Origin of the sequence: Blautia sp. 2227st1_G12_2227SCRN_220401 (genome assembly GCF_039062885.1) — a bacterium.
Lineage (GTDB): Bacteria > Bacillota > Clostridia > Lachnospirales > Lachnospiraceae > Blautia_A > Blautia_A fusiformis.
The window spans coordinates 32363-58428 of the sequence record NZ_JBCLNI010000015.1 but is presented as its reverse complement, the minus strand read 5'-3'; the positions used below and the strand labels follow the sequence as shown (position 1 = coordinate 58428).

The window sequence follows — 26066 nt, the reverse complement described above, 5'->3', positions numbered from 1 at the left end:
TTTTTTAGTTGTAGGGCGGTCGCCCGAAAGCGTAAAAGTGGGATTGCCAGTAGCTTGTGTTGATATCTGCATACTGAATGGGGTCGCCGCAGTGCAGCATTTTTCCGCCGCCCACATAGATACCCACATGGGAAATGCCCGGTGTATCGTAAGTGCCGACGAAAAAGATCAGGTCGCCGGGTCTTGCGTTGGCAGAGGATACCGGGGTGGAAATATTGTAGAGTCCTTGGGCTCCCAGCCTGCCCGTATTGCAGACGCCGCTTTGCGTCAGCACCCAGGATACGAAGCCGGAGCAATCAAAAGAAGTGTTCGGATTGCTGCCGCCCCAGACATAGGGATAGCCGATGTACTTCTCCGCCTCGGTAATGAGCGCTGCAAAGGTTTCATCTTCCAGTGCGGAAGGCGGAATATCATAGGTGGTGGGTGGTTTGGTGTACTTGCCTACATAGCCGGAGCCTGGGAACAAATCTTCCCGGTTCCCCAGCGTTGCCATATAGACCGCATACAGGGAAAGTGTTTCTTCGTCCATGATGTAGACCGGCACATGGGATAGGTTGAAGTTTTCCAGCTTCACCTTGCAGATATAGTAGTTATACGGTACTTCCACGTCATAGTCGTTTCCCTCGCTGTCTGTCCGTGTCTCCGTCCGATAGCGTACCTCCACTTCCACGGTCTGCGTCAGGATGTACTGCTTTTCAAAGAGCATTTGCAATTCCGCCTGAACCTCGTCGATGGTGAACACCCCTTCATGGAACGCCGTGAGAATGGAGATCAGCACATAAGGGTCATGTTCGATCTCGTCCAGATCAAAACGGTATTCGTCATATCCGGGGTGCAGAGCCTCATAGTGGTCCAGCTCATATTGAAGCGCCTGCTCCAATTCGCAGTAGGCCGCCTCCGCAGCCAGCATATCCGCATCCTCGGAGAGATAAGAGGAAGTGAATACACCGCCCACGCCGGAGCCCGCCATCATGGAACAGGAAGATATCCCGCCAAACAGCAGGACAACACAGGCACCAATGCCGATCACCAGCAGAACCGCCCGGCTATGGTGTTTGATGTAGAGGAATGTTTCCTTGAAGGCGTCCTTTGCTTTCTGCGCCGCACTTTTCGCCGTAGCTGCGGTGTTCTTTGCGGTTTTCTCCGCCTGCCGCAGCTCCTTTGCATAGTTCCGCTTGATCCGCTGTTTCTGCAGAAAGCGGGATACCGGGTTAGAAGCTGCCAATGCAGGATCATCATGCAGTGCCTTTTGGTAAAGGTAGTCGGCGTTTGCCTTAAAAGAAGCCTGCTCTGCCTTCGCCGCGTCACGCCAGGGCTTTGTGCGGTGATGGTGGACGGCGGCACGGACTTTGCCCTTTCCATAGGCAAACACGCGTTCCGTCAACACCTCGCCTTTGTGTCCGGCCTCTACACCCACATTTTCCTGCTCTACCTCATGCACCTTCGCGTGGGCAGCGTGGACAATCTCATGGACCGGCCGAGAAAGCGGATTGTGCCGCAGGCGTCCGTTGGGGCGTTTCTCCACTTCTTCAAAGTGAAGCTGCGTTTTTCCTTTTCCGGCTGTCTCGTCAAAAACACGCTCGGTACGGAGAACTTTCTTTGTGGGGATAGCGGCCTTTGCCGCGTCCAGCCTGTCCGCCGCACGGTCGGAATGGTCGATGTACTTTCCAAGTGCGGGATCGGCGCGTTCTTCCTCGGTGAATTGCAGACGGGAGGACGGGCGCTGCCTTGCAGCAGAACCATCCCGCACCGCCTGGGTATCAGCCTTTTCAGCCTTTCGTGCGCTTTTCTTCTCATGGTGTTCCGCCGCACGCAGGGCAAGATCAGCCGCAGCATCAGCGGATTCTTCCGAAGAAGCGGACAGCTCCGTTTCCGGCTCCCGGCTGCTGATATGTTCCACCTCTCCCGTGGCAAGGTTTTCTGATACCGCACCGTCACGGGTCATTTTCTGCGTGATCTTATCGGTTGCTTTCAGTTCCCTCATAGGCAGTCACCTTCCTTTCCATAGGGGCAAAAGTCGCCGCAGGTGCCATTTTCAATCATGGCGATATAGCGGAAAATGGGATAGGCCTGGGGCGGGCAGACCGCATTTCCCAAAGTTTTCAGCCGCAGTGCCCGGTCATCCATGCGCTCGGTCATGCGGGGGATTCCTTCTGGCTCGGCGGTCCAGAGGATACGTCCGTCCATCCTTTCGGGAAGCCCATGAGCCATTCCACCCAATCCGGGTTCAGTGCTGCCGTTTCGGACACCGGCTGTTCCTGAGAGATGATCTGCGCCGACAGGTTCCCGTCCTTCTTCGCTGGATCGAAGGCCGACGGCTTCAAGGTCGAGCGGAAACCGTCCGACGCCACCGGGGTCAGATAGAATACCGCCGCCGACAGGCTGAGGCTCCAGATCGCCCCGTTTCGGTTCCTCTTGCGGAATATCCCATTGTCCGACAGGAACACATCCAGGCTTGCCGCGTCCCTGGCGGTGTTGTTGTCGGAGGCAAGGGGTGTGGGAAACATCAGCCGCGACGATAAAAGTTCGCTGGCGCTCATGCCATGCGCCGACACCGCAAGCCGGAAATACGAATGGGAGAACAGCGTATCCCGCTTTTGCCAGGTCAAAGATCGTTTTGTCGAGCCCCATATTGATGAAGCCAGCAACATTTTCCCCAAGCACCCAACGGGGCCGCAGCTCGGTAATAACGCGGCACATTTCCGGCCACAGGTAGCGTTCATCCGCAAAGCCCTTCCGTTTTCCGGCGGTGGAGAAGGGCTGACAGGGAAAGCCGCCTGAGATAACGGTAACTGTTTCAAGTCCTGTTTTTTCAAAAAACGCCTCCTTCGTAAAAGTAGTAATATCCCGGAACTTGGGAACATCCGGCCATCGTGCGGAGAGGACGGAGTGCGGAAAATCCGCCCACTCACACTGGCAGACGGTTTCAAACCCGGCAGCCTCCGCCGCCAGGTCCAGACCGCCAATGCCGGAAAACAGGCTCACATGGGTCAGTTTATTCATGGCCCTTCGGTACACGGAACGGTTCGATCTCACTTTCCAACTCCGCAAGGACCGCCTCCATATCCGCCGTGACCGCCTTGCTTCTGGCAATCAGCCGGTTCATCACATCAAAAAAGGTTTCGCCCTCCTGCTTTTCTTCCGTATGCAAATAGCGGGGATCATTCATGTTCGTTTTCTCCTTTCCCGGTTTCACCAAGTTTTGTCGTCATAATGCTGTAAAGTTCATTGTCCTTCGGGAAGTCATCCACAAAAGGCAGGATCACATTGCCGAAGAAGATCAGCCCCTCGCCGGGGCCTGCGTTGCTGATATGTGCCGCCTGCTGGTTGGAGATATTCAGGCGCTCGCAGAGGATTTTTCTGTCTCCGCTGGCCTGGTTCAGAAGGTACACAAAATCGCTGTTTTCAAAGATGTTCTCGATCTCCGGGGAGGAAAGCAGGTCCTTGATGTTCTGCGTAATTCCCGTGGGGATACCGCCCCATTTGCGAAAGCGTTTCCAAATCTCCACACTCCAGGAACCAACCTCACCGCGCAGCAGAAGGTGGAACTCGTCCACGAAATACCAGGTAGATTTGCCCTGATCCCGGTTCTGGGAAACACGGTTCCACACCTGATCCTGGATCACCAGCATACCCAGGCTTTTGAGCTGCTTTCCCAGCTCCTTGATATCAAAGCAGACAATACGGTTGTTGATATCCACGTTGGTACGGTGGTTAAAAACATTCAGGCTGCCATGCACATACAGTTCCAGTGCCGCCGCGATCCGCTGTGCCTCCGGCTCCGGCTGCCGTTTGATCTCGTCATACAAATCTTCCAGCAGCGGCATATTCTCCGGGCGGGGGTCTGCGATATAGGGGCGGTACACGATCCGCACGGCACGGTCAATGACCGTCTTTTCCACCGGCTCCAGACCGTTCCGTCCGCCTGCCGCCAGTTCGCAGAACGACAGGATAAAATCTGATTTCAGCGCCAGCGGGTTATCATCCTCGCTGTAATTGAGGTTGATATCCATAGGGTTCACATACTGTGTACTGGTAGGTGAGATTTTGATGACCTGTCCTTCCAGACGGTTCACCAGCGGAAAATATTCCGCCTCCGGGTCACAGATCAGGATATCGTCCTTTGTATTCAGGAACACACCCACGATGGAACGCTTTGCGGAAAAACTCTTGCCGCTGCCGGGTGTGCCTAAGATCATGCCGTTGGGTGTTTTCAGCTTTTTGCGGTCGGCAAGGATCATGTTGCCGGAAGTGGCATTGAGCCCGTAGTAGAGGGCTTCGCCGCCGTGGAAAATCTCCTGCGTGGTGAAGGGAACGAACACCGCCACCGCCGAAGTGGTAAGCCCGCGCTGTATCTTAATGCGGTTGACACCCAGGGGCAGAGCCGACACGAAGCCGTCCTCCTGCTGAAAGTCCAGCCGTACCAGGGAACAGTTATATTTCTGCGCCACGCTTGCCGCACGGAGAAGATCATTCTCCAGCTTTTGCTTGCTGTCTGCAAAATTTACCACCAGGAAGGTCATCAGGAACATTCGCTCATTTCTGCTTTGCAGGTCACGGAGGATGTTCTTTGCCTCGCCTGCGTAGGTGGCAAGATCGGTGGGGAATAGCGATAGGTAAGTCTTTGAAGTTATCTCCAACTTTTCCCCCGCTTCACACCGGACATGCGACTTTCACCGCATCCGGCGTTCCATCAATCAAACAGTTTTCTTAGTTTCCTTAGTCATACCATTATGAGAATAATTTACATGATTTTGGTTCTCCAAGATGATAGGTTTCCTTTTTGCCAGTATTCTCAGCTTATTTAACTTTGCAATTTGCTTAGTATCCAATTTTAGAGCGGAAATGTAGGAAAATATCGTATTTTCATCAGCGGCATGTATCAGTTCATGCACTGGCGCAAGCACCAGTACCAAATTTTCGTACTTATCACTGCCGCCATCAACTCTTGGTATTTTATGGTGGCAGTGGATTTCCGAAATACATTTGAAGTCTGTACCTGTAACCGCACATTTTCCCCATTGGGCAGAGAATAGTGAGATGCGGTTATCCGCATATTCTGTGCTGCGGCGGTAAGTAGGTGCGTTCATAAGCTGTAACATCAGGAAGGTATTTATTCGCAAATTATCGTGAATTTCGGTTCGTCCTTCTACTGTGTATGCACATACTTTCCGTCGCTGGCTCATTGGATTTTTGCATTGAACATAGCTTATGGGATAAATAGGCTCTTTGGATTGTGCTATATATTTTAGCTGCTCCGAGTTCCCATATCTTTGGAGTCCCACTTTGGTAAGGTCACGGCCTTCATCTTTCAGGCGGTGCGTCTTTCCAGATTTCAGTCTGTTTTTAAGGACTGTGTTGACAGCCCTGCCAATGTCACCGCAATCAATACTGATGTCAGTGGCAAGCTGATAGTAATTCTGGATTCCCATGACCATGGAGTTGAATAGCCGAACTTCTCCGGCCTCTCCACGGTCTTTTCTTGGGAATTTGATGTTTCCGACCTGTTTTATCAGATTCGCCTTTGCCTTTTTATATGCTTTATCGCACATGTGCGATTGCACAACGTACTTTTTGCCCTTTTTGTGTAATCTGATTTTGAACCCAAGAAATTCAGAATAGCTCCGCCTGGTATCGACAACTCTCGTTTTCTCTTGGGATATTTCAAGTCTCAGGCGTTCTTTCAACCATTGCATTACCGCTATCATTGTCCGCTCTGCCTGCTCCTTTGTCCTGCAAAAGATGCGAAAATCATCGGCATATCTTACGATATACATTTCTTTTAGGTTTGTATTCCGCATGGCCCGGTACGCATGGCTTTGTATCGGAGAACCCGAAGCATTTTCCCTGTGGGAATAATTCTCTGTTACCGGATTGCACTGCCACTGGCTTTCTATCCAATGGTCAAGTTCGTTCAGGACAACGTTGGCCAACAATGGGGAGATAATACCGCCCTGCGGCGTCCCTTTTGTTGGATGTACTGTGTGTCCGTCTGGCATGAGAATGGGTGCTTTGAGAATCCTGCGAATTACAAAAAGCAATTCTTTGTCCCGGATATTCAGCGACCACAACTGTTTTATGAGTTTTGAGTGGTCAACATTATCAAAGAAACCCTTAATATCGAACTCCACAACATAGGAAAGTCCGGATCTCTGCATAAGCCTGTAAACTGCCGCTATTGCATTTTCTACCGACCTGTTAGGACGGAAACCATAGCTGTTATTGCTGAACCGGGCTTCACAGATTGGCTCCATGACCTGCTTGATACATTGTTGTATCAGCCTGTCCCAGATGCACGGGATTCCCAGAGGTCTGGTGCTTCCGTTGGGCTTTGGGATTTCTTTCCTTCTTACACTTCTGGGGGTGTAGCCGTTTTTTCCTCCTTTTACGATTTTGCATACCCTGGCTGTTACTTCGTCAGCGGTAAGTTTGCCAATATCCGAAATCTTCAGCTTATCCGTTCCCGGTGTGAAACTACCGGTATTGGATTTGATATTTCTGTAAGCCAGCAGGATGTTTTCTCTTGAAAGTATCACATCCATCAGACTGTCAAATATTTCTCCAGTCTGACTTCTGGCATACAGATCATCAAAAGTATGCTGCATATCGTAATATTCTGCGTGACGGAGGTATTCTACGCATTTTGTTTTTGTATGCTTCTCATTTGGCATTAGGCATCACTCTCCCTTACGGCGAGTGACTTCTTTTTGTCATACTCGCAATCCTAATTGCGACTAAGTGCTGATAGGCTGTTTGACTGACTTGAGGCCATTCCTCTGTTTTCTTCTTTTTCGCAGAAAACGTCACAGGTTCGACCTCTGCTTTTCAGCAGCAGTTCGGATACTTATCGTTCTTCGTCATCCTATATTTTCATAAAAAAAATACCTACTGCCTTTCCTCGTTCCAACAATCCTATCTATACATATACCTTTAGGTCTCCGCTTTGAGCCTGCCAGCTTGGACACGCCTGTAACGTGCCATGGTGTTTTATAACATCAATTCTTACTCCACCACACTGGCTAACGATTAACGCTACCGGCACATTTCTATGCCGTCATGGTATAGACCCGTACATTCGCGGTTTTCGTCAGTCATATATTTCAGACATTCTGACCATGGGTATTTTATAGACCTCCGGCCTATAGGTAGCACCATCCACCTCTGGACAGCTTTCGTGGAGGCTGGTAATTATCCAGCAGACCTTACGGCTACTCTCGGCCGACTTCACCGAGCTTCTGACAAGTCACATTTTTGTAGAAATGCCAGTCGGAGTATTAAGGGGGCGTTTCAGGGCGTTACCCCATCATTCCACCGCTTGGATTGTTAGTTCTCCTAACATTTGAAATTTCGTTCTTTTGTTAGTGCCTGATTTTGTCCTTCAACCACGAAGGCTTTGTTCAGGAACGAGTCGCACTGATATCCATATCGAAACCTTCCCGCACCGCCTTTTTCTGCGCGTCGATCTTCATACTGTCAATGTCAGTGATCTTCCGCTTGACCGTTTTGATTGCCTCGTTCTGGTCCATGCTGCGGATATGGAGGCTGACAAGCAGCCCGTTGTCCGTATCCAGCAGTTCGGTGAGCATACGGTCATCCATTTCCGGTGCGCTGATCTGCAGAAAGGACACGGCACAGAATTTATCCGCCATCGTGAACTTCCGTGCTTCACCGAAGCGGAAGGAAGATGGTGCGATAAAATCCTGAACCGACAGGCCGGAAGGGGCAAGCCAGCTCCATTCAAAGGCAAACCGTTCCCCGTCCGGGTGCAGGATGCCGTGGAGCGTTTCCAGCCACTCCTTGCCGCCAATCTCCTTTGCCAGAGCACCCATGACCTTGAAATGGTTGAGGGCATCCATGACGATCCGGGAAAATCGTGCCCGTGCGGTTTTGCTGTCCCGTGCCTCGATGGTGAGGGTCAGATACTTTGTTTTGATAAGACCGTTGTTGCCCCGTTCAAGCTGCTTGCGGAGCATTTGTGTGTAAAGCTCACGGATATGGTCGAAGTGATCTCCCTGCGCCGCGATCTCGATACGCTTCACAAAATCCTCCCGGTTCATGCGGCGGCTCACAAGGGAGAGCTGCATCCCGATAGAAGCGTCATGGGCGTTATACATATCGCAGAGGGCTTCAAAGATCGCCGTCTGGTCGTCAGGCTTTGCAAGCTGATAATTCACATCCTCGAACTCGATACACTTCGACCAGGTGTGGTCGTCCAGCTTGCACAGACCGTCCGGGTACATCTGGCGGAACGGTAAGGTGTCCTGTGCGGAATGTACCTTGCCGTCGCCTCTGGCGGTTTCCAGGATACGGCTGATCTCACGTTTTTCTGCGACGGTCAGCTTTACCGCGGCTTTTGCCGCCTGTCGTGCCTGCGGCTCTGGCTTTCGCTTTCTGAACAATGGCTTTCACCTCCTTTTCCGCCTGGGCCTGCCGCTCCAGGGCTGCATAGAAATTGTTTGTCTGGTAAGGCCGCTCTTTCGTCCGCAGGAACATACAGCGGATGACCTGTCCGGCCACCACCTCCAGGGGTTGACCATGCCGCTCATACATGGCAAGCAGAAAGAACGGGAGCATGACGATAATCATGCAGAACGCGGCGGCACTGTTGCTGGCCGTGCGTCTGAGCAAAAAGAAAAGCGGTACTCCGATGAGTGCCGCCGCTCCGAAACATATAAGCTGCCGTTTGGTAAGTCCAAACAGCACTTTGGATTTTACTTTCGTCAAATCCTTTGGAATGGTTACATACGCCAATTTATCAAGCCTCCTTAATGCGCTCCGAACAGGCTCTTAGAGAGGCTGCCGGTCTTGAACAGGGCGAAGCACAGCAAGACCGTGTAGCCCATGCAGGCCCATATCGCGCCTGAGATATTTCCGTCCGTGGCGATACTCTGTACCAAAACAGAGTAGATTCCCACGCACACCATGATTAGAAATGCCTGGAACGCCAATGCAAACAGGGATTTCAAGTAGTTCTGTCCTGTATGGCTCCAATCCCGGTTCGTCATAGTGGCAAGCGGGATCGGTCCAACGGAAGTTGTCAAATACACCTCAATCATGCGGCCGTAAATGACAAGCATGATACAGATGGAAAGGGCGTTCATGGTAAGTCCCACGAAAAGGGACTGGAACCACAGCCCGAACAATTCTCCCGTGCCCAGGGCTTCAAGCTGCGCCTCCATATCCGTGATAACGCTGCTGATATCAATGGAGGTATTCCCGATGATGACGCCTGCGCTGCTGTTCACAACGCTTTGCCCCACATCAAAGATACCCATGACGATATTCCATGTGTTCGTCACAATGAGAACGGCACAGAAGGTCTTGAAAATCCACTTGAAGAACATCCAGGTATCTACATCGTGCAGATTGTTTTTCTCTGTCACAAGCTGGATCAGCTCATAACACATTACGAATGTCAGGATAACCCCGGCGATTGGAACGATCACCGTTTCAGAGAGGTTTCGGATCATAGAAAAGACGCCGCTGTTCCATGCCAGCGGCGTCTGTCCCACTTCACCGGCGATCTCACTTACTTTGGTATTGACCGTATCGAACATGCCCGACAGGTTTCCCGTGATCCCCTCGATGAGCAGCCCTCGGAGCCATTCATCGAGTTTGTCGAGTATGCCGCCCATAAGCGATCACCGCCAGACGATCAACCGAACAGGCCGGAGAGCAGAGGTACAAGGGTGATGCCGATGAGGGCGACACCGCCGCCAGCCATCAACTGTTTCATACCCTGGCTTTTGGAAGCAGGGTTGTCCTGGCCATAACCTTCCAGAAGGTTGATAACGCCCCAGATACCAAGACCTGCGCCCAGGGCCACCACGAGAGTCTGCAAAACACCAACTGCGCTGTTGAAAAATTCCATAAAATAATCCTCCTAAAAAATGTTTTTGATTTTGGGTTAAGTTGTTGCGTCAATCTCGTACACATCGAAGGTGTCCGTGGGTTTTACCACGGTACGCTGCTTCTTCATGTACCGTTCCATGTCAAAGACATTTTTAGGGTCGGCGTCGGCCGTGTATCTGTAATTCGGGTGCCGGGTGAGGTCGTACTTGTCCGAAAGGAACGGGCGCACGCCCCGCAGCATGAAGATACACTTGCCGCCGTCCATCACTGCCAATTCGTCTTGGGTCATCAACTCCTTTCCTAATTTCTGATAACTGAGGCCATGGGAAACCTGACTGCCCCGGTTTTCAGACTGGTTATAGAGATCAATGGTCTCTTTCCCCAGCAGCTCCGAAATTTCCTTGAGCGTGGATTTCTCTTTGCCTCCCAAAAACAAGGTGCTGTCACAGTTACCGACGATGGTATCTGCCGCGTCCTTGTAGATGGTCTTTAGCTGACTCTGCGACTGCAAAATAATAGAAGCCGATATTTCACGGCTTCGGATGGTGGCAATCAGCTTATCGAAGTTCGGTATCTGGCCGATGTTGGCAAACTCGTCCAGGATCAGACGGACATGGACAGGCAGCCGTCCGCCGTAGAAGTCATCCGCCTTGTCGCAGAGCAGATTGAAAAGCTGACTATACATGAGGGCGGCCACGAAATTGAAAGTGCTGTCCGTATCTGACAGGATCACAAACAGCGCCGTCTTTTGGTCGCCCAGGGTATCCAGTTCCAGTTCATCATATTCCATCAGGTCCCGCAGCTCCTTGATGTCGAAGGGAGCAAGCCGGGCGCCGCAGGAAATGAGAATGGATTTTAAGGTTTTGCCCGCCGCCATCTTGAATTTGCGGTACTGCTTCACGGCGAAGTGGTCCGGCTCCCGTTCTTCCAACTGAGAAAAGAGCAGGTCCACCGGGCTTTGATAAGTCTCGTCATCCTCTCTGGCTTCACTGGCATTGATAAGGTCCAGAAGCGTGATGAAGTTCTTTTCTTCCTCCGTGGCCTCGTACCAGATGTAGCCGATCAGTGCGGAATAATAGAGGCGTTCCGCTTTGACCCAGAAATCTTCCGAAGATTTTTCGCCTTCGCCCTTCGTGTTCATAATCAGGGCGTTCACCAGCTTTAAGATATCTTTCTCTGATCGGATATAAGCCAGCGGATTGTATTTCATGGATTTTCGGAAGTTTATCAGGTTGAGGCACTTGATACGGTATTTCTTCCGTTCCAGGAAAGCACCGATTTCCGGCAGCAAGGTTCCTTTCGGATCAGTGCAGACATAGGACGAATGGGCTTGCAGCAGAGACGGCTTACAGAAGAACCGCGTCTTGCCGCTGCCGGAACCGCCGATTACCAGAATGTTTTTATTTCTGGCATACTTCGGCTGCTTTGGACGGCTCGCCATCGTGATCCGTTCCGTCTGCGTCATGGGAATGTTCTGGAAAAAGTCCTTGTCCATGTAGGGAGCAATATCTGCCGCTGTACCCCATCTGGCAGAACCATACTCGATCCCGTGGCGATACTTCTTAGCGTTCTTGCCTTTCAGGTAGACCGCCATGCGAAGGATCACCGCACCGGCTATGCCGATCAGCAGGTCCGTGGGATGAAAACTGAGCCACGGGGAGGAAAACGCCGCCGTGAAGCCGTCCCCGATGGAGAGCAGCTTGCCGGAAAGGTCAGCACCGGGCGCAAGCCGGAAAGCCTGTGCCAGCTTATCGAAGGGATACACGAACAGAAGATACGGAAGGTTCAGCAAAAACAGTTTTTTCATATTCATCTCTGCACGCTCCGATCTTTGACCTTTACTTTCTCCCGGTCAATGGTGCGGCGTTCCGCTTTCTCTGCCGCCTGTTCCTTCGCCTGGGTCAGCCGCTCCCGGATGGAGGGCTTTTCCTCACGGCTCATTTTGCGGCTGGCAAACTCCTGAAATGCCGCTGTGATGGCATCCGCGTCCCGGCTTTTGAAAAAGACCAGGTAACGGGGCTGCTCTGCGGCGGTGTCTTTCTTCAAGGCAAAATCCACATGGTATTTCTTCGCCACACGGGAGAAAGCCTTGATATTCTTGTCACTGATCTCGATATTGGCAAGACCGGCGTTCTGGCTGGCAAGTTGTTTAAGACTCTGCCTGCCGCGGTAGATTTTGGGCTTCTGGCTTTTCTGGATTTCCTCCAGGAACTTTTTGACGGCCTTTTCAAAGACCTGCTCACTTAGCTTGGCTCCGTCAACAATGAGCGTTACGGCGCCCCGCGTTACTTCCTCCTGCATTTAGCCTCGCCCCCTTTGCCCGTCCCCGTACATATCGTGCTGCACCAGGGAAGAATAGTAGCTGTTGATGGTGGTCGGGGCGTTATACAGCGCCGCCAGAAGGTATTTCTTGATATTGCGGACATAGGTGGTGTTGTCCTTCATGCAGTCCATAACATACTGAACATGGGAGCTGTCCAGCTTCATAAACCGGGACTTTACCACCTCCGCCGGATAATCATCTCCGGCAATGCGGATGACTTTGCGGGCAGAACATACGGTATCCACGATCAGGTCAACGATCTCGTCAAGCTGCTCACGGTCGATATGGCTGTCCTGCACCAGATAGCTGTACTCAATGTTATCCAAAATCACTTCACGATAACATTCTCTGGCTCCCATCCGATCCATTCCCATCCTTGCCCCTGCGGGGGTAGGGGGATTTGATGGGATAGGATTTGATATCTCCGTACTTGATAAATCAGTCTTTGTTTGATTAGTATTTAATTGTGCGGGGTTTTCCGTACACGGTTCCGCCGTATCCGGGACACCCATATCCGGGTTTTCCGTATATGGCTTTGCCGTACCCGGTAAAGGCGTACCTGGGCTTGACGGCGGCTCGCACTGAGGCATTTCGTAAATGACATACTCGGTATCCGTGATCTTGCCTTTTTCATCCCGAAGCTGTGTGCGCCGGATATACCCGTGGGTTTCCAGCTCCTTCAACGCCGCACCGATGCTGTCCACACCTTCCCGGCAGATCGCCGCAAGACCTCTGGTGGTGTAATTCCACTCGTCAGGGAGCGACAACATCATGGACAGCAGCCCTTTGGATTTCAGGGTCAGCGTCCGATCTTTCAAGTGATGGTTCGACATGACCGTATAATCACGGGTCTTTTCAATACGAAAAACAGCCATCTTCGCACCTCCTTCCTGTGAAAATAAAAAGTGTTGATTTTGAGCGGTTTACCCGTCTGTATGCCTCCATAGCCTTCCGCATGGGAAAACATCCACGCCCTGTTCAGAACGCAAGATACAGAGGAAAAAACAGAAGATATCCCACTAATTTTGATACAGTTTTCAGTCGGCTACCTCTCACGGTCTTTATGGTCATAGTGGAGGTCACCGGAAAGCACCTTCGCATGGCTGCGAATTTTGATGTGCCCCTTTTCCTGATTTTCCAAAGCCTTGCTGTATCCGGCGTCGGTCAGGAACAGGCGCATTTTCTCACCCTTCCAGCCAACAGGCGAGTCATGGGTAAGAACATCAAAGACGATCATGTGTCTGGTCGCCGGGTCGAAACGCTCCAATGCCATAATGTCATGGCCGGATAACTTCTGCGCCCCGGATCGTTGTCTGGCTTCTGCCAGCATTTCCCCGATGGTGCGGGCCTTCTCCGGCAGACGGTATTCGGTCTGCACCTTGCGGATCAAATCCATGCACTCCTGATCCGACAGGGGAGGGAGCTTGTCCAGAAGGCTTTCCGCCGTTTCTTTCGTTGCCGGGTTCGGCGCATAGCGCCATGTCATGTAAATCTCATTCAGGGCGGCGTTCTGATTGGTACTTTCAATCTGAAACACCATCCTCATTTCTGCTTCTGTTAGTTTCATTGCCAGCCTCCTTCAAAATGGGTATAAAAAATGCCATAGGCGGTTAACCTATGGCATATAAAAGAATATAAAGTTTTGATGTAGCATAAGTATAAAATAAAAATGCTGGAGGAAAATATGAATTCTTTTAAAACGCTCTGTCAATACGGATATTCATTATTAGGCGAAAAACCATGTCTAATAGATAATTCCGTGGAATATGTTATTGTTGGAGAGTCAATATACTTTCCTCATTGTGTTATTATACGCCCAAAAGATTCGTGCTTATCTAATGAAAAAAAACGATGGATAGTGCCAAAAAGTAGTTTATATTAGTTCATATCTAATTCGCTAATCAAATCGCTTAGAGTCGATAGACCTTTGTTTTTTTCCAAGAAATCACTATACAAATTTTCTGCATTACGAAGTAATTCATCATAATACATTATTCTGCAATTATATTCTTTTAAAGAACGCTTTGTAGCCTCATAAACAGCTTGATTAAAATCTTTTCCGTCTAAATGTTGACCCAATAGCACTATAATTTCAAATGGCTCTGTCATTTCATGGGTTTCCATTATCTTCATAGTAGCCGAAAAATATTTTCTTACTTGTGCAAAGAGTTCATCCGTTTTTACTATGCGATTGCCTCTTTTCAATTCAATGATAAGATGTTTATTTGAAGCCTTTTTATATCTGATATCAAGACGAGCATCTTTCTCTTCTTGTGTCAGTCCGGCATCAATAATATCAAACTGAGTTTTAAACGCTTGTTCTACGATAGGTGCTTCTGTTCCTCGATCCCATGATGGATCTAATAACCAAAGGTTTTTGCTTAAATGTTCTTGAACAACTTTTTCCAAGCTTCCATCAGAAACAACATCTTTCATTTTTTGAATGACAGCTAATCTTTCCTGAACAATTTGATAATACATAGTAGCTTCAATATTATCAAGACGTCCTGCAACCTCCAAGAAAGCCGCAATATTTTCTGCAGAAATTTTTTCTAACTGGCTTAATTCATTTTTTAATTTAAATGATTCAAAAGCCAAGACACCGTGTTTAAAAAGTTCTTTCTTTTCATCTTTTTCAACAGTTAATTGATTGATTTTGCCAAATAGTTTTTTTGCGGACTTTTTATCGTCTCCCTGTAAATCATTATACCAGTCACTTACAACAGTATATTTACAAGCCTCAGCTTCGCCAGTATTGCTTCGTACATCTTCCCAGTCACTTCTAATAGTCGATAATTCTTTTTTGATAAATTCTTTTAATGCAATATAACGGTCATCATCTTCAAAAAAATCTTGTCGGCTGCTTGTAGTTATATCTGCTTCATTGTCTAAATCCAAAAAATCTGCTGATAATTCACCAAAGATATATTTAGAATAAAGGGCCGTTGTCCCAATTTCAGAAAATATATCTTCTTTAGCCATTTTTCCTCGTACCATAATTACAATACGATTCAAATTTTCGTCATCATCAAGTTCGTTTGGTTCTGCACAAGTAGCGATCCAACCAGAGACCCGATGAGTCTCTTCGTCAATCGTTATAGTAGACGGGCGTTCCTTTTTTAATTTTATTTTTTCATCTTTTGTTTGTTTTAGTAAATCATCCTTATATTCTGCTGAATTTTCTTCTGGTAAATACATCCAGACGCATTGAGCTTTAGAGAGATAATTTCTATCAGAAATTAAAATCTCTTTGTCATTTATGAACACCTTGAAATTGTTTTTTTCTCCAATAATGGCAAATCTACGTGCTAATCGTTGCCTTAAATGTGTTGCAAGTGATGCCGTTCTTTTCTTTTTCAAATCACTCAAGACGATAATTGTTCCATTCTCTGCAAATGTCACATCTGTGGTTGATAATTCCTTTGGATAATATGTGTCATTTGTTTCGATGGCTTCTTTTAAAGAATTTGTATCAATTTCAAATCCATTTATTTCGTCATTTTTTCGTGAAAAAACCTTAACAACATTAGCAATAGAAAATAAAGATAATTTTCCAATCCCCTTTCTACCCATTACAGGTCTATGAAGTATTGGCGATAAACCGCTTTCGCTACGTTTTTGATATCCTACCGTTAAATATTTATTGTTAATGTCTGATAAATCCATTCCAGTACCATTATCAATAATTGTTATGCTATCACTATCGATGGAAATATGTACTTCTTTTGCATCAGCATCCCAAGCATTTGCAACAACTTCTGAAAGAACTGCAGAGGTATTGCTATAAAGATTTAAGCCTAAATGGTTTAATACTTGCAAATTGATGGACATTTGGAATTTTGGTTCACTCATGATTCTACCTCCGTATGATTAGAAACATATTCAAAATATAATCTTACCGCTCTACGAATTTGTGCGCGAACGGAAGGAACAATGCCTTTGAATAGATTCTCTTCATTTAGTTTTTTCAGATAAGTTTCGCAATCGTTATCTTCAAAATCTAAAATTCTTCTTGCACGTCCTATTCTAGAAAGAGTATCGCCAGCGACTTCAGCAGAAAGGTTCTTTTCCTTTTTTAGCCAATCTATAAAACGTAAGTTATGTAAATCGGTATCGCCGTTAATGAAGCGCATTAAGCAAGTTGCCACATAATGAGCAAGCTTAACTGGAACTGCATTTCCAATCATTTGCTCAGTTGATGCGGAAGAGTCATCCCAAACAAAATTTGGCGGAAATGTTTGTATAAGAGAGCGTTCCAGCGCAGTCAGGTTACGTACTCCATCAGGAGAAACTAAATCCCCACTATGCTTTTTATAATTATTAGGCTTCGGACGATTAACGCCTCTTATAGTTGGAGAAGGTTCATCAACCGAAAAGATACCACGTCGCTTATATGAGCGAGGATGGCGATAATAATATTCTGTTGATAAATTATAATTTTCCTGCGTAAAATATTCGCGGACTGTTAAAGGAAATACTGATTGGTTGGTTGACAACAGTCCATCTAAAAAACTATCAGGTCCATTTTTATAGCCAATACAAAAAAAACGCTTTCTTTTTTGCGGAACACCACAGAAGCTTGCATCAAGAACTTTTTCTGTCAATCCATATCCTGCATCTTTGAAGATTTTGCGAGCCTTTTTATAGGCGTTACTACTAGCTGCACGTTCAACATTTTCCATTACAAAATATTGCGGAGAAACTTTTTGGATAATATTTGCATATGCAATGGTCAAATCTGCACGGTCACCCTCGATTCTGTTTCCAGCACCAGAGAAGTCTTGACAAGGAGGACCACCTATTATAATATCAGGTGTATATTTTGCAATAGTTTTTACCGAAAGGTCAACATCCGAAAGATCAACATCTTCAACTGGGTGTGAAAAATTCTTTTTGTAACAAGAAATAGCGGTGTTCCAATGCTCAAACCCAGCCAAGATATTAAATCCAGCTTCTTGAAATCCCAGTGACATTCCACCACAACCACAAAACAAATCAACAACAGTAATATTAATCTCCTCCTTTCTCTCAAGCTATTTAATAGCTTATTATACCATGCAAAGCCTTTGCGTGGCAACCAAATTTGTAGATTTGTTGAAGCTTGTATATAGATTTTTCTTGCAATATTCACAAGTCCAAACTTTCCAGCCACTCGTCGAAAGATTTCTTAGAGACGCGGATCGCATTGCCTATGCGGACGATCCTGAACTCCTCCTGCTTGACGAGCTGATATGCGGTTGTGCGGCCAATGTTAAGCATGGCTGCAATCTGTTCCACGGTGTATGTGCGCGGTTCCGGCAGTGACTTTTTCTCTTTCTTGTCCATAGTAACCTCCATGTATTTGCCTTGTCATTTTGACTAAGGGAGTGAAGAATGGCAGTAGCAATCGGCTTTGGCTGGGTGTCCTCTTGCTAAGAATTTGCTAATAGGACCACCCAACGGACACATAAAACTGCGTCAGAATAGGTGTTTTGCACCATAAAGTTCGTTTACTACAAGTCATTCTGCGTAAGGGATGATATTGGAAGTTACATCCGAACCGTGTATCACATGGTAAGCCATACTCCTAAGCGAGGGGTCGGAGGTTCAAATCCTCTTATGGACGTGCTTCAAAGCGTTCGAAAATGTTAGCTAGATTAGCTGACAGCGAACGCTTTTGTTATTTTCTAATCACGTTCGTGACACAAAATTCCATTCGAAATGATCAATTTCCAGCTAACGCAATCCGATTTTTGTTAGCTGACAGCTAATCAAAATTACCGGTTTGCAAACATGGTTTTTAGGAAGTCTAGCTAACATTTGGGTTCCGCTCTGTTGTCACCCCTTATTCGGGGATGTAAATCAGAGAAAAGGCGGGAAAAGAAACAATTTCTCCCAAACCTGCAAACATAAATTAGCTGAAACAGTATTCACTTCTATTAGCTACAGCTAATGGTCAAACAGCAATGTCTGTTTGGAACTTTACTATCTATAAAAGTTCCAGGCAGGCATTTTTTAGTATCCTGAATCCTGGAGGAAAGGAGTCAAGATGACTGAGCCAAACAGACAATCAGGAGAAAACGAAGAAAGAATCATAGAAATTGAGATTGAGCGTCTTCGACCGTTCAAAGAGCATCCGTTTCAAGTGAAAGGTGTCTTACACTGTATAAGTGGTAACACCACAAAGGTGAAGAACATCAAGAAATATTTATTAGCAGCCCTGTTTAATGCACCGTCAACGATGAACGGGTATTATCAGGCAGAGGTGAACCATGATATGCCAGGACTGGTAAGATAGGAGGTGCACATGTTTATTTTAAAACTTGCTGGAAAGATATTATTACTGCCGGTATGGCTGATCCTTTTTGTGATCGGCCTGGCAGTGAAGATGACAGTACAGACTTATGCGGTTGTAAGGGGAATCCTTGGTTTTATATTCACTTTGTTGATTATAGCAACTGCATACTGTTACCATGACTGGGTACAGGTTGTATTCCTGTTTGCGCTGAGTGTTATTCTGTATCTGATCCTGTTTGCAGGAGTGTTCGTAGATACTGTACTGGACATGACAAGAGAACGTATTATTGATTTTATTATATCGTGAGGAGGATATGAAAATGAGCGAAAACAATGATTATATTCAGTTACCACCACTTAAAAAAGACACACCGTCCGATGTGGTAGCATTTATGTGGGAGTACATGAAAGTACCGGAGAATTCAAGAGAAAAAGTTAAGAATCTGCTTAAAGATGCAAATGAAAATGGCGTAAAATTAAGTCATCAGGCACCAACACTGTATGATGTTGTCCCAAAAGAAGAAATTGCTGAATTTGAAGAGCTTATGCGCAAAACCATAGCTGACATTGTATCAGAAGCCAGTAGCGTTGCCTGTTGGGTGTATGTGCAGAAATATGTGAAGCACAAAACCTTAAACGAAATGCTGCAAGAATTGCCAGACGTAGGTCAATTCATCCTAGCTATGGATACCTGGTTTGAAAAACTGATGGAGAAATAATCTAGGAAAATAGTTTAAAGTCTACATGTTATGATCATGTATGAAGTTGGAACAAAATAAAAGAATTGTGCTATACTATTGTTCAAGAAAAAAACTCATTGACATATTTCAATCTATTTAGGAGGATAAACGATCATGTGTACAGCAGCAACTTATAAAACAAAAGATTTTTACTTTGGACGAACCCTCGATTATGAATTCTCTTATGGTGATCAGATAGTAATTACACCACGTAATTATGCGTTTAATTTTCGCCATGTTGACGATATGAAAAATCATTATGCAATTATTGGAATGGCTCATGTTGCAGAGGATTATCCTTTGTATTATGATGCTATGAATGAAAAAGGAGTGGCAATGGCAGGACTGAATTTTGTCGGAAATGCTGTTTATTCCGCGATTAAGCCAGATGTGGAAAATATTGCACAGTTTGAATTTATTCCGTGGATTTTAAGTCAGTGTTCTTCTTTAGTTGAAGTTCGCGAGCTTCTTGAACGAATTAATATTGTTAATACTCCTTTTAGCGAGCAATTGCCATTAGCACAATTACACTGGATCATTTCTGATGAGAATGAGTCAATTACGGTAGAATCTATGTCAGATGGTTTGCATATTTATGATAATCCAGTAGGAGTGCTTACGAATAATCCGCCATTTCCACAGCAGATGTTTCAACTAAATAATTATATGCATTTATCTCCTAAACAGCCCAGAAATACTTTCTGCGAAAATTTGGCTCTTGATGCATATAGTAGAGGTATGGGAGGATTAGGTCTTCCGGGAGATCTCTCATCTGCCTCACGCTTTGTACGTGTAGCTTTTACAAAGGTAAATGCAATTTCAGGTGAATCAGAGGAAGAAAGCGTTAGCCAATTCTTCCACATTCTCGGATCTGTGGATCAGCAACGAGGATGTTGCGAAGTAGCGGATGGAAAATATGAAATCACATTGTATACGTCGTGTTGTAATGTTACAAAAGGTATTTATTATTACAATACTTATGAAAACCATCAGATCAGTGCAGTAGATATGCATGTAGAAAATCTGGATAGTGATAAAATGATTTGTTATCCAGTAATTCAAGGAGAACGAATCAACTATCAAAATAAATAATGTTTTGAAATCAGGGATGAGGTAGAAAGGAAAGTTCCATGACAAAAGATGAAGTAAAAAAACTCAGGATGAACAGTCCGGAATCACTACAGTTTTTAAATAATGCTACAAAATTTTATAATTTAATGATGATGTATCGTTGTGCTATTCGGGAGATACAAACTAAACTTGAGGTTTTGGATGATGAATTTTCAGTTGAGAACAATCGAAATCCTATTTCTTTTATAAAAACAAGAATTAAGAAGCCCAATAGTATTTACGATAAACTGCAGAAGATGGGATATGAATTTACAACAGAAAATATACAGACATATCTCAATGATGTAGCAGGCGTTCGAATAGTTTGTGCGTTTATTGACGATATTTATATGATATCAGATTTGATTACCCAACAGGATGATATTAAAGTTATTGAAATAAAAGATTATATAAAAAATCCAAAATCGAATGGTTATCGAAGCTATCATATGATTGTTGAAATACCAGTATTTTTTGCTAAGGGTAAAACACCTATGCGTGTAGAATTACAGATTCGAACCAATGGTATGGATTTCTGGGCAACATTGGAACATCAACTTCGCTATAAAAAAGGAATTGAAGAAATGCCTGGCTATGATGAGATAAGTGAAGAATTACTTCATTCTGCAAGAGCTATCATTGAAGCAGATAATGAAATGCAGAGAATAAAAGACAAAATTGGTATGTTCCACGAAATTTAGGGAGAAAACTGAGCAAGTAGGAAGGTGGAATATATATGAAACAAGATACTTTAGAGGGCAAAGCAAAAACAAAAAATGGGGTAAAACGGCTGTGTTTTTCCATAATCTGCATTCTTCTGGAAGTGATTTTTATTATTACTATCGTAACACGCTTGAATGAATATGCAGAAATCATAAATTTATTTACAAGGATTTTGAGTGGGATCTTGGTTTTGGGATTGTACGCATCAAATAAGACATCCTCTATGAAAATGCCTTGGATCATCTTAATTCTAATTTTCCCAATTATGGGTGTAGGCCTGTATTTGTTGATTGGTTTGAATGGTGGCACACATAAAATGCGTGAGCGATATGCAGAAATTGATAGCAAATTGTTACCAATGCTTCCGGACAGTCAGGAGTGTTTGAGCAAAATAAAAGAAACAATTCCGAAAGCAGGAAATATAGCAAGTTACATACAAAGAAATTCGCAGTATCCAATCTATCAGAATACGGATATTGTGTATTTTGATGAAGCAGTGAAAGGATTAGAGGCACAGCTTAAGGATTTGGAGAAAGCACAGAAGTTTATCTTTATGGAATATCATGCGATAGAAGACGCTGAAGCATGGCATAAGATTCAAGATGTTCTGGAAGAGCGAGTAAAAGCAGGTGTGGAAGTTAGAGTATTCTACGATGATATGGGTTCTATAGGCTTTATTAACACAGATTTTGTGAAAAAGATGGAGGCAATAGGAATTCATTGCCGTGTATTCAATCCGTTTATGCCAGGTTTAAATCTGTTTTTGAACAATCGTGATCATAGAAAAATAACAGTTATTGATGGAAAAGTCGGATTTACAGGTGGATATAATCTGGCAAACGAATATTTTAATTACACACACCCGTATGGACAGTGGAAAGATACAGGTATTCGTTTAGAAGGAGATGCTGTCCAGTCGCTTACGGTGACATTTTTGGAAATGTGGAATGCAGTAAGTGATAAGGATGCTAATGATTCTGATTTTAGTAAATACCTTTTCCACTATGATTATGCGGCACAGCAAACTGGGTTTGTTCAACCTTATGCAGACAGCCCTATGGATAATGAGCAAGTAGGAGAAGAAGTTTATATCAGTATGATAAATAAAGCTGAAAAATATTGTTGGTTTATGACTCCATATCTAATCATAACAGATGAAATGACGCATGCGTTATGTCTGGCTGCTAAGCGAGGGGTAGACGTAAGAATTATCACACCTGGTATTCCTGATAAAAAATTCATTTATAATATAACTCGTTCTTTTTATCATGGATTAGTTAAACATGGTGTTCGTGTTTATGAGTGGACTCCTGGTTTCTGTCATGCAAAAATGAGTGTGGCAGATGACTGTATGGCAACTTGTGGAACAATTAATCTGGATTATCGAAGTTTATATCACCATTTTGAAAACGGCTGTTTTATGGCAGATTGTCAGGCAGTTGTGGAAATAAAAAATGATCTGATAAGAACGATGGGAGAATGTCGTGATGTGACAGACCAATATCAAACCGGACGAAGTGCATATTTGCGACTGGGACAATTATTTATGAGATTATTTGCTGGATTGCTATAAGAATCTGATGAAACGACCTTTCAAAAAACAGTTGATTTAGAAGTTAACTGTTTTTGAAAGGCCGTTTTTGCTATATCTAACAGTCTGTTGTACAAAGAAGATTTTGCATGGATAGTGATTAATACAACGGAGTAAGAAAAGCTCCTTCATATATTAGAATAAAAATATGACTGTTTCTTTAAAAAGAAGCCGGTCATATTTTTTTATGAAAAATAAATTTTGTTGAGGTTAAATTGAGATTGACTTTGTATTGTATAAGTATGAAATAAAAAGGAATCAGGTGATGTACAATGAAAAAGCATAAAATATGTAAAATCCTTCTTGTTATACTGGCAATTTTTTTATGTGTGGCTTTTTATGAATTGCTCGGAATCTGCGTTGCATATAAAAAGCAGCCGGAAGTGTCCAATACAACCAAAAAAGAAACAAAAAATGAGTCATGGAACGAATGCAGTGAAAATACAGAACGGGCAGTAATCATAGAAAAGAATCCAGAAGCGCTTTTACAAAGAGTGCGTTTGATCAAGAATGCAAAAAAGGAAATTATTCTTTCTACTTTTGCATTTCAATCCGATGAAAGTGGAAAATTGATTTTAGGAGCATTGCATGATGCGGCAGACAGAGGTGTACATATTCGTCTGTTAGTAGATGGAATGGAGAGCTGGATTGATATGGAAGGAAATCCGTATTTCTATGGATTATCTTCCCATGAGAATGTTGAAATTAAACTGTATAATAAGGCCAATCCGTTGAAACCGTGGAAAATGATGGGTAGAATGCATGATAAATATTTGATTGCAGATGGAAAGAGATATATTCTTGGGGGAAGAAATACATACAATTATTTCCTGGGTGATTTTCCGGGACATAAGAACTATGACAGAGACGTGTTAGTGGTTTGCGATGAACCTGAGAAAGAAAATTCAGTTAACCAGTTGTCAGAGTATTTTGAAACCATATGGAATCAGGAAGACTGTGGTTATTTTCATAACAATAAAAAACTGGCAAATAGAAAATCTGTAAAGAACGCAGTTTTAGAGCTGCAGAACAGCTATCAGAAATATTTTGAAGAGAATAAGGAAAGAATCTGCGAGACCAATTATACGGACGAAACTTTTGAGACAGAAAAGATTACATTAGTGTCAAATCCTATTCACACAGGTTCCAAAGAACCAGTAGTGTGGTATCAGTTGGGAGAATTGATGAAAAATGCAAAAAATCGTGTGAAGATCCACACGCCATATATTATCTGTAATGATATGATGTATAATACATGGGAGGAAATTGCAGAGAACGTTTCAGATTTTTCTATCATGACAAATTCAGTTGCGAATAATGGGAATCCATTTGGGGCTGCCGATTATGCGAAAAACAGAAATAGAATCTTAAGTACAGGAATTAATATCTGGGAATATGAAGGCGGTTATTCATACCACGGAAAAAGTATTCTGATTGACGATGATCTGTCTGTAATCGGTTCCTTTAATATGGACATGAGAAGTACATATCTGGATACGGAACTGATGCTTGTAATTCGCAGTAAAGATATTAATAAACAGTTGGAAGAGGGCATGATGGAATATGAAAAAGTGTCCCGCCAGATATTAGAAGGCGGAACTTATAATGATCCATATCATGTAGAGCCAATCGAATTAACAAAGAAACGTCAGACAAAAATATTTTTGGTACAGCATCTGCTTGGATGGGCAAGGTATCTGTTTTAATAAGGAGGAAGGAAAACGTGTTTCAAATATTGATTGTAGAAGATGATAAAGAATTAAGCCAGCTATTCCAAAAAGTGCTTGAGAAGAATGGATATCAAGTCAAAAGTGCATCGGATGGAGCACAGGCATTAGAAGTATTGGATAAGGAATATATTGATCTGATCATTTCTGATATTATGATGCCGGTTATGGATGGCTATGAACTGGTGTCAGAACTTCGTTCAGCAGGATATCAGATACCAGTGCTTATGATCACTGCGAAAGGTTCCTTTGATGATATGCGCCAGGGATTTCTTTCGGGAAGTGACGATTATATGGTAAAACCGGTAAATGTGAATGAAATGGTTTTAAGAGTCGGAGCACTGCTTCGCCGTGCACAGATACTGAATGAACACAAAATTGTGATCGGTTCAACAGAGTTTGATTATGATGCAATGACGATTACAACTGATAAGGAAAGTTTTGTTTTGCCTAAAAAAGAATTCCTGCTTTTATATAAGCTTGCAGCTTCGCCAGGCAGAACATTTACAAAACAACAGTTGATGGATGAAGTATGGGGATACGAGACGGAGGCAGACCCACATACAATAGAGGTACATATAGGAAGAATCAGAGAGCGTTTTAAAGATACCCCGGATTTTGAAATCGTAACAATGCGTGGAATTGGATACAAGGTGGTGAAAAAATAATGGAACAAAAGAAAGAAAAAGGATTGCGGATCCGATCCTGTCTGACTGGTGCAATCTGGCTGGCACTTGTATTTTCAACAGTCATATCTGCGTTATTATTTGCTTTTTTGAATCATTTTTTTAATCTGCCGGGCAGCATACCTGTGCTTGGCTGGCTTTTGATTTTCAATACATTGATTGCCGGGCTGATCACTTCCTTTATCAATGCAAAGTTGCTGGAACCAATTACCAGACTCAGTAAAGCAATGAAGGAAGTTTCGCAGGGAGATTTTGAACAGCACTTGGAAACGAACAGCCGTATCGCAGAAGTTGGAGAATCTTACCAGAGTTTTAATGTGATGACAAAAGAGCTTCGTGCAACAGAAGTACTGCAGATGGATTTTGTCTCCAATGTTTCTCATGAGTTTAAGACCCCGATCAATGCCATTGAAGGGTATACAATGCTTCTTCAGGGAGAAGAATTGTCTCAGGAGCAAGAGGAATATGTAGAAAAAATCTTATTTAACACCCAAAGACTTTCCGGATTGGTTGGTAATATTTTGCTGTTATCCAAGTTAGAGAATCAGAATATACCAATGAAAAAAACAGAATATCGTCTGGATGAACAGATCCGCCAGGCATTTCTTTCATTGGAAACAAAATGGACAGAAAAAGAAATTGGTTTTCAGGTAGAATTGGAGGAAGTTAAATATACTGGGAATGAAGGACTTTTTATGCATATCTGGATAAATCTTTTGGATAATGCGATTAAGTTCAGCCCTTCAAAGGGGACAATTACGATGTTTCTGAAACAAGAACAGGATTCTGTTAAGTTCATTCTGGAAGATGAAGGACCAGGAATAGAGGATGATGTAAAATCCAGAATATTTGACAAGTTCTATCAGGTAGATGGATCTCATAAAGCAGAAGGAAATGGCCTAGGTCTTGCACTTGTAAAACGGATTGTAGATAGTGCCGGAGGAACAATCAAAGCAGAAAACCGTGAATATGGTGGATGCAGATTTGTTATAGAGCTGCCAAAGCAGAAAGATGAGATTATATAGTTTTAAGATAAAT

Annotated in this window: 22 protein-coding genes and 3 pseudogenes; 9 read left to right on the top strand and 16 right to left on the bottom strand. The window is 44.3% G+C overall.

What is annotated here, in order from left to right; all coding sequences use genetic code 11:
* Positions 1–4: 4 nt before the first annotated feature.
* The 16 genes and pseudogenes from ABCM67_RS09420 to ABCM67_RS09345 form a co-directional block, all read right to left on the bottom strand.
* A complete protein-coding gene (locus tag ABCM67_RS09420) occupies positions 5–1984 on the bottom strand; it encodes an NlpC/P60 family protein (protein WP_342992801.1) in 1980 nt (659 codons plus the stop codon).
* Positions 1981–3003 (bottom strand): DNA cytosine methyltransferase, encoded by a 1023-nt coding sequence (locus ABCM67_RS09415; protein WP_342992799.1) that lies wholly within the window; start codon positions 3001–3003, stop codon positions 1981–1983. Before ABCM67_RS09415 ends, ABCM67_RS09420 begins: the two co-directional genes overlap by 4 nt.
* Complete coding sequence (locus ABCM67_RS09410; RefSeq protein ID WP_007705948.1) at positions 2996–3169, bottom strand: hypothetical protein; 174 nt, start codon at positions 3167–3169, stop codon at positions 2996–2998. Before ABCM67_RS09410 ends, ABCM67_RS09415 begins: the two co-directional genes overlap by 8 nt.
* A pseudogene (locus ABCM67_RS09405) lies at positions 3162–4604 on the bottom strand (conjugal transfer protein TraE); the annotation flags it as partial. The gene ABCM67_RS09410 and the pseudogene ABCM67_RS09405, both read right to left, overlap by 8 nt.
* Positions 4605–4697: 93 nt before the next feature.
* Entirely contained in the window at positions 4698–6671 is a 1974-nt protein-coding gene (gene ltrA / locus ABCM67_RS09400; protein ID WP_342992798.1) for a group II intron reverse transcriptase/maturase, read from the bottom strand.
* A 744-nt stretch (positions 6672–7415) separates the two neighbouring features.
* Positions 7416–8240: pseudogene (locus tag ABCM67_RS09395) on the bottom strand (conjugal transfer protein TraE); the annotation flags it as partial.
* Between the two features lie 76 nt (positions 8241–8316).
* On the bottom strand, positions 8317–8751 hold the full coding sequence (locus ABCM67_RS09390; protein ID WP_342992796.1) for a PrgI family protein: 435 nt from the start codon (positions 8749–8751) through the stop codon (positions 8317–8319).
* 14 nt (positions 8752–8765) lie between these two features.
* Positions 8766–9635: a CD0415/CD1112 family protein gene (locus ABCM67_RS09385; RefSeq protein ID WP_342992795.1), complete on the bottom strand. Its 870-nt coding sequence runs from the start codon at positions 9633–9635 to the stop codon at positions 8766–8768.
* 20 nt (positions 9636–9655) lie between these two features.
* The gene (locus ABCM67_RS09380) at positions 9656–9871 is read right to left on the bottom strand and encodes a Maff2 family protein (RefSeq protein ID WP_005541840.1); all 216 of its coding nucleotides are present in this window, start codon (positions 9869–9871) and stop codon (positions 9656–9658) included.
* 36 nt (positions 9872–9907) lie between these two features.
* Complete coding sequence (locus ABCM67_RS09375) at positions 9908–11665, bottom strand: type IV secretory system conjugative DNA transfer family protein (protein ID WP_342992793.1); 1758 nt, start codon at positions 11663–11665, stop codon at positions 9908–9910.
* Positions 11662–12153 carry a PcfB family protein gene (locus ABCM67_RS09370; protein ID WP_342992792.1) on the bottom strand — a complete coding sequence of 164 codons (492 nt, stop codon included), beginning with the start codon at positions 12151–12153 and terminating at the stop codon, positions 11662–11664. Before ABCM67_RS09370 ends, ABCM67_RS09375 begins: the two co-directional genes overlap by 4 nt.
* A complete protein-coding gene (locus ABCM67_RS09365) occupies positions 12154–13050 on the bottom strand; it encodes a DUF6017 domain-containing protein (protein WP_342992791.1) in 897 nt (298 codons plus the stop codon).
* A gap of 170 nt (positions 13051–13220) precedes the next feature.
* Positions 13221–13742, bottom strand: a complete 522-nt coding sequence (locus ABCM67_RS09360; RefSeq protein WP_342992790.1) for a DUF5720 family protein — start codon at positions 13740–13742, stop codon at positions 13221–13223.
* 311 nt (positions 13743–14053) lie between these two features.
* On the bottom strand, positions 14054–16027 hold the full coding sequence (locus tag ABCM67_RS09355; protein ID WP_342992789.1) for an ATP-binding protein: 1974 nt from the start codon (positions 16025–16027) through the stop codon (positions 14054–14056).
* Positions 16024–17169 carry a DNA cytosine methyltransferase gene (locus ABCM67_RS09350; protein ID WP_342992787.1) on the bottom strand — a complete coding sequence of 382 codons (1146 nt, stop codon included), beginning with the start codon at positions 17167–17169 and terminating at the stop codon, positions 16024–16026. The genes ABCM67_RS09355 and ABCM67_RS09350 overlap by 4 nt, the downstream gene beginning before the upstream one ends.
* A gap of 133 nt (positions 17170–17302) precedes the next feature.
* Positions 17303–17500, bottom strand: coding sequence for a helix-turn-helix domain-containing protein (locus ABCM67_RS09345; RefSeq protein ID WP_342992786.1), 198 nt, complete (start codon positions 17498–17500; stop codon positions 17303–17305).
* Positions 17501–18299: 799 nt separating this feature from the next.
* Between ABCM67_RS09345 and ABCM67_RS09340 the strand changes: the two are divergent.
* From ABCM67_RS09340 to ABCM67_RS09300, 9 genes and pseudogenes are all read left to right on the top strand, one after another.
* Positions 18300–18452: pseudogene (locus tag ABCM67_RS09340) on the top strand (DUF6017 domain-containing protein); the annotation flags it as partial.
* A 9-nt stretch (positions 18453–18461) separates the two neighbouring features.
* Complete coding sequence (locus tag ABCM67_RS09335) at positions 18462–18758, top strand: hypothetical protein (protein WP_015526518.1); 297 nt, start codon at positions 18462–18464, stop codon at positions 18756–18758.
* A 7-nt stretch (positions 18759–18765) separates the two neighbouring features.
* Entirely contained in the window at positions 18766–19170 is a 405-nt protein-coding gene (locus tag ABCM67_RS09330; protein ID WP_021650147.1) for a hypothetical protein, read from the top strand.
* 135 nt (positions 19171–19305) lie between these two features.
* Positions 19306–20283, top strand: coding sequence for a choloylglycine hydrolase (gene bsh / locus ABCM67_RS09325; RefSeq protein WP_118752611.1), 978 nt, complete (start codon positions 19306–19308; stop codon positions 20281–20283).
* Between the two features lie 38 nt (positions 20284–20321).
* Positions 20322–21002, top strand: coding sequence for a GTP pyrophosphokinase family protein (locus ABCM67_RS09320; protein WP_005347231.1), 681 nt, complete (start codon positions 20322–20324; stop codon positions 21000–21002).
* A 35-nt stretch (positions 21003–21037) separates the two neighbouring features.
* On the top strand, positions 21038–22597 hold the full coding sequence (gene cls, locus ABCM67_RS09315) for a cardiolipin synthase (RefSeq protein WP_055053948.1): 1560 nt from the start codon (positions 21038–21040) through the stop codon (positions 22595–22597).
* Between the two features lie 290 nt (positions 22598–22887).
* Entirely contained in the window at positions 22888–24321 is a 1434-nt protein-coding gene (locus ABCM67_RS09310) for a phospholipase D family protein (RefSeq protein ID WP_147602753.1), read from the top strand.
* Complete coding sequence (locus ABCM67_RS09305; protein ID WP_147602752.1) at positions 24300–25010, top strand: response regulator transcription factor; 711 nt, start codon at positions 24300–24302, stop codon at positions 25008–25010. The genes ABCM67_RS09310 and ABCM67_RS09305 overlap by 22 nt, the downstream gene beginning before the upstream one ends.
* The gene (locus tag ABCM67_RS09300; protein ID WP_059086534.1) at positions 25010–26053 is read left to right on the top strand and encodes a HAMP domain-containing sensor histidine kinase; all 1044 of its coding nucleotides are present in this window, start codon (positions 25010–25012) and stop codon (positions 26051–26053) included. The genes ABCM67_RS09305 and ABCM67_RS09300 overlap by 1 nt, the downstream gene beginning before the upstream one ends.
* The last annotated feature ends 13 nt before the right edge of the window (positions 26054–26066 follow it).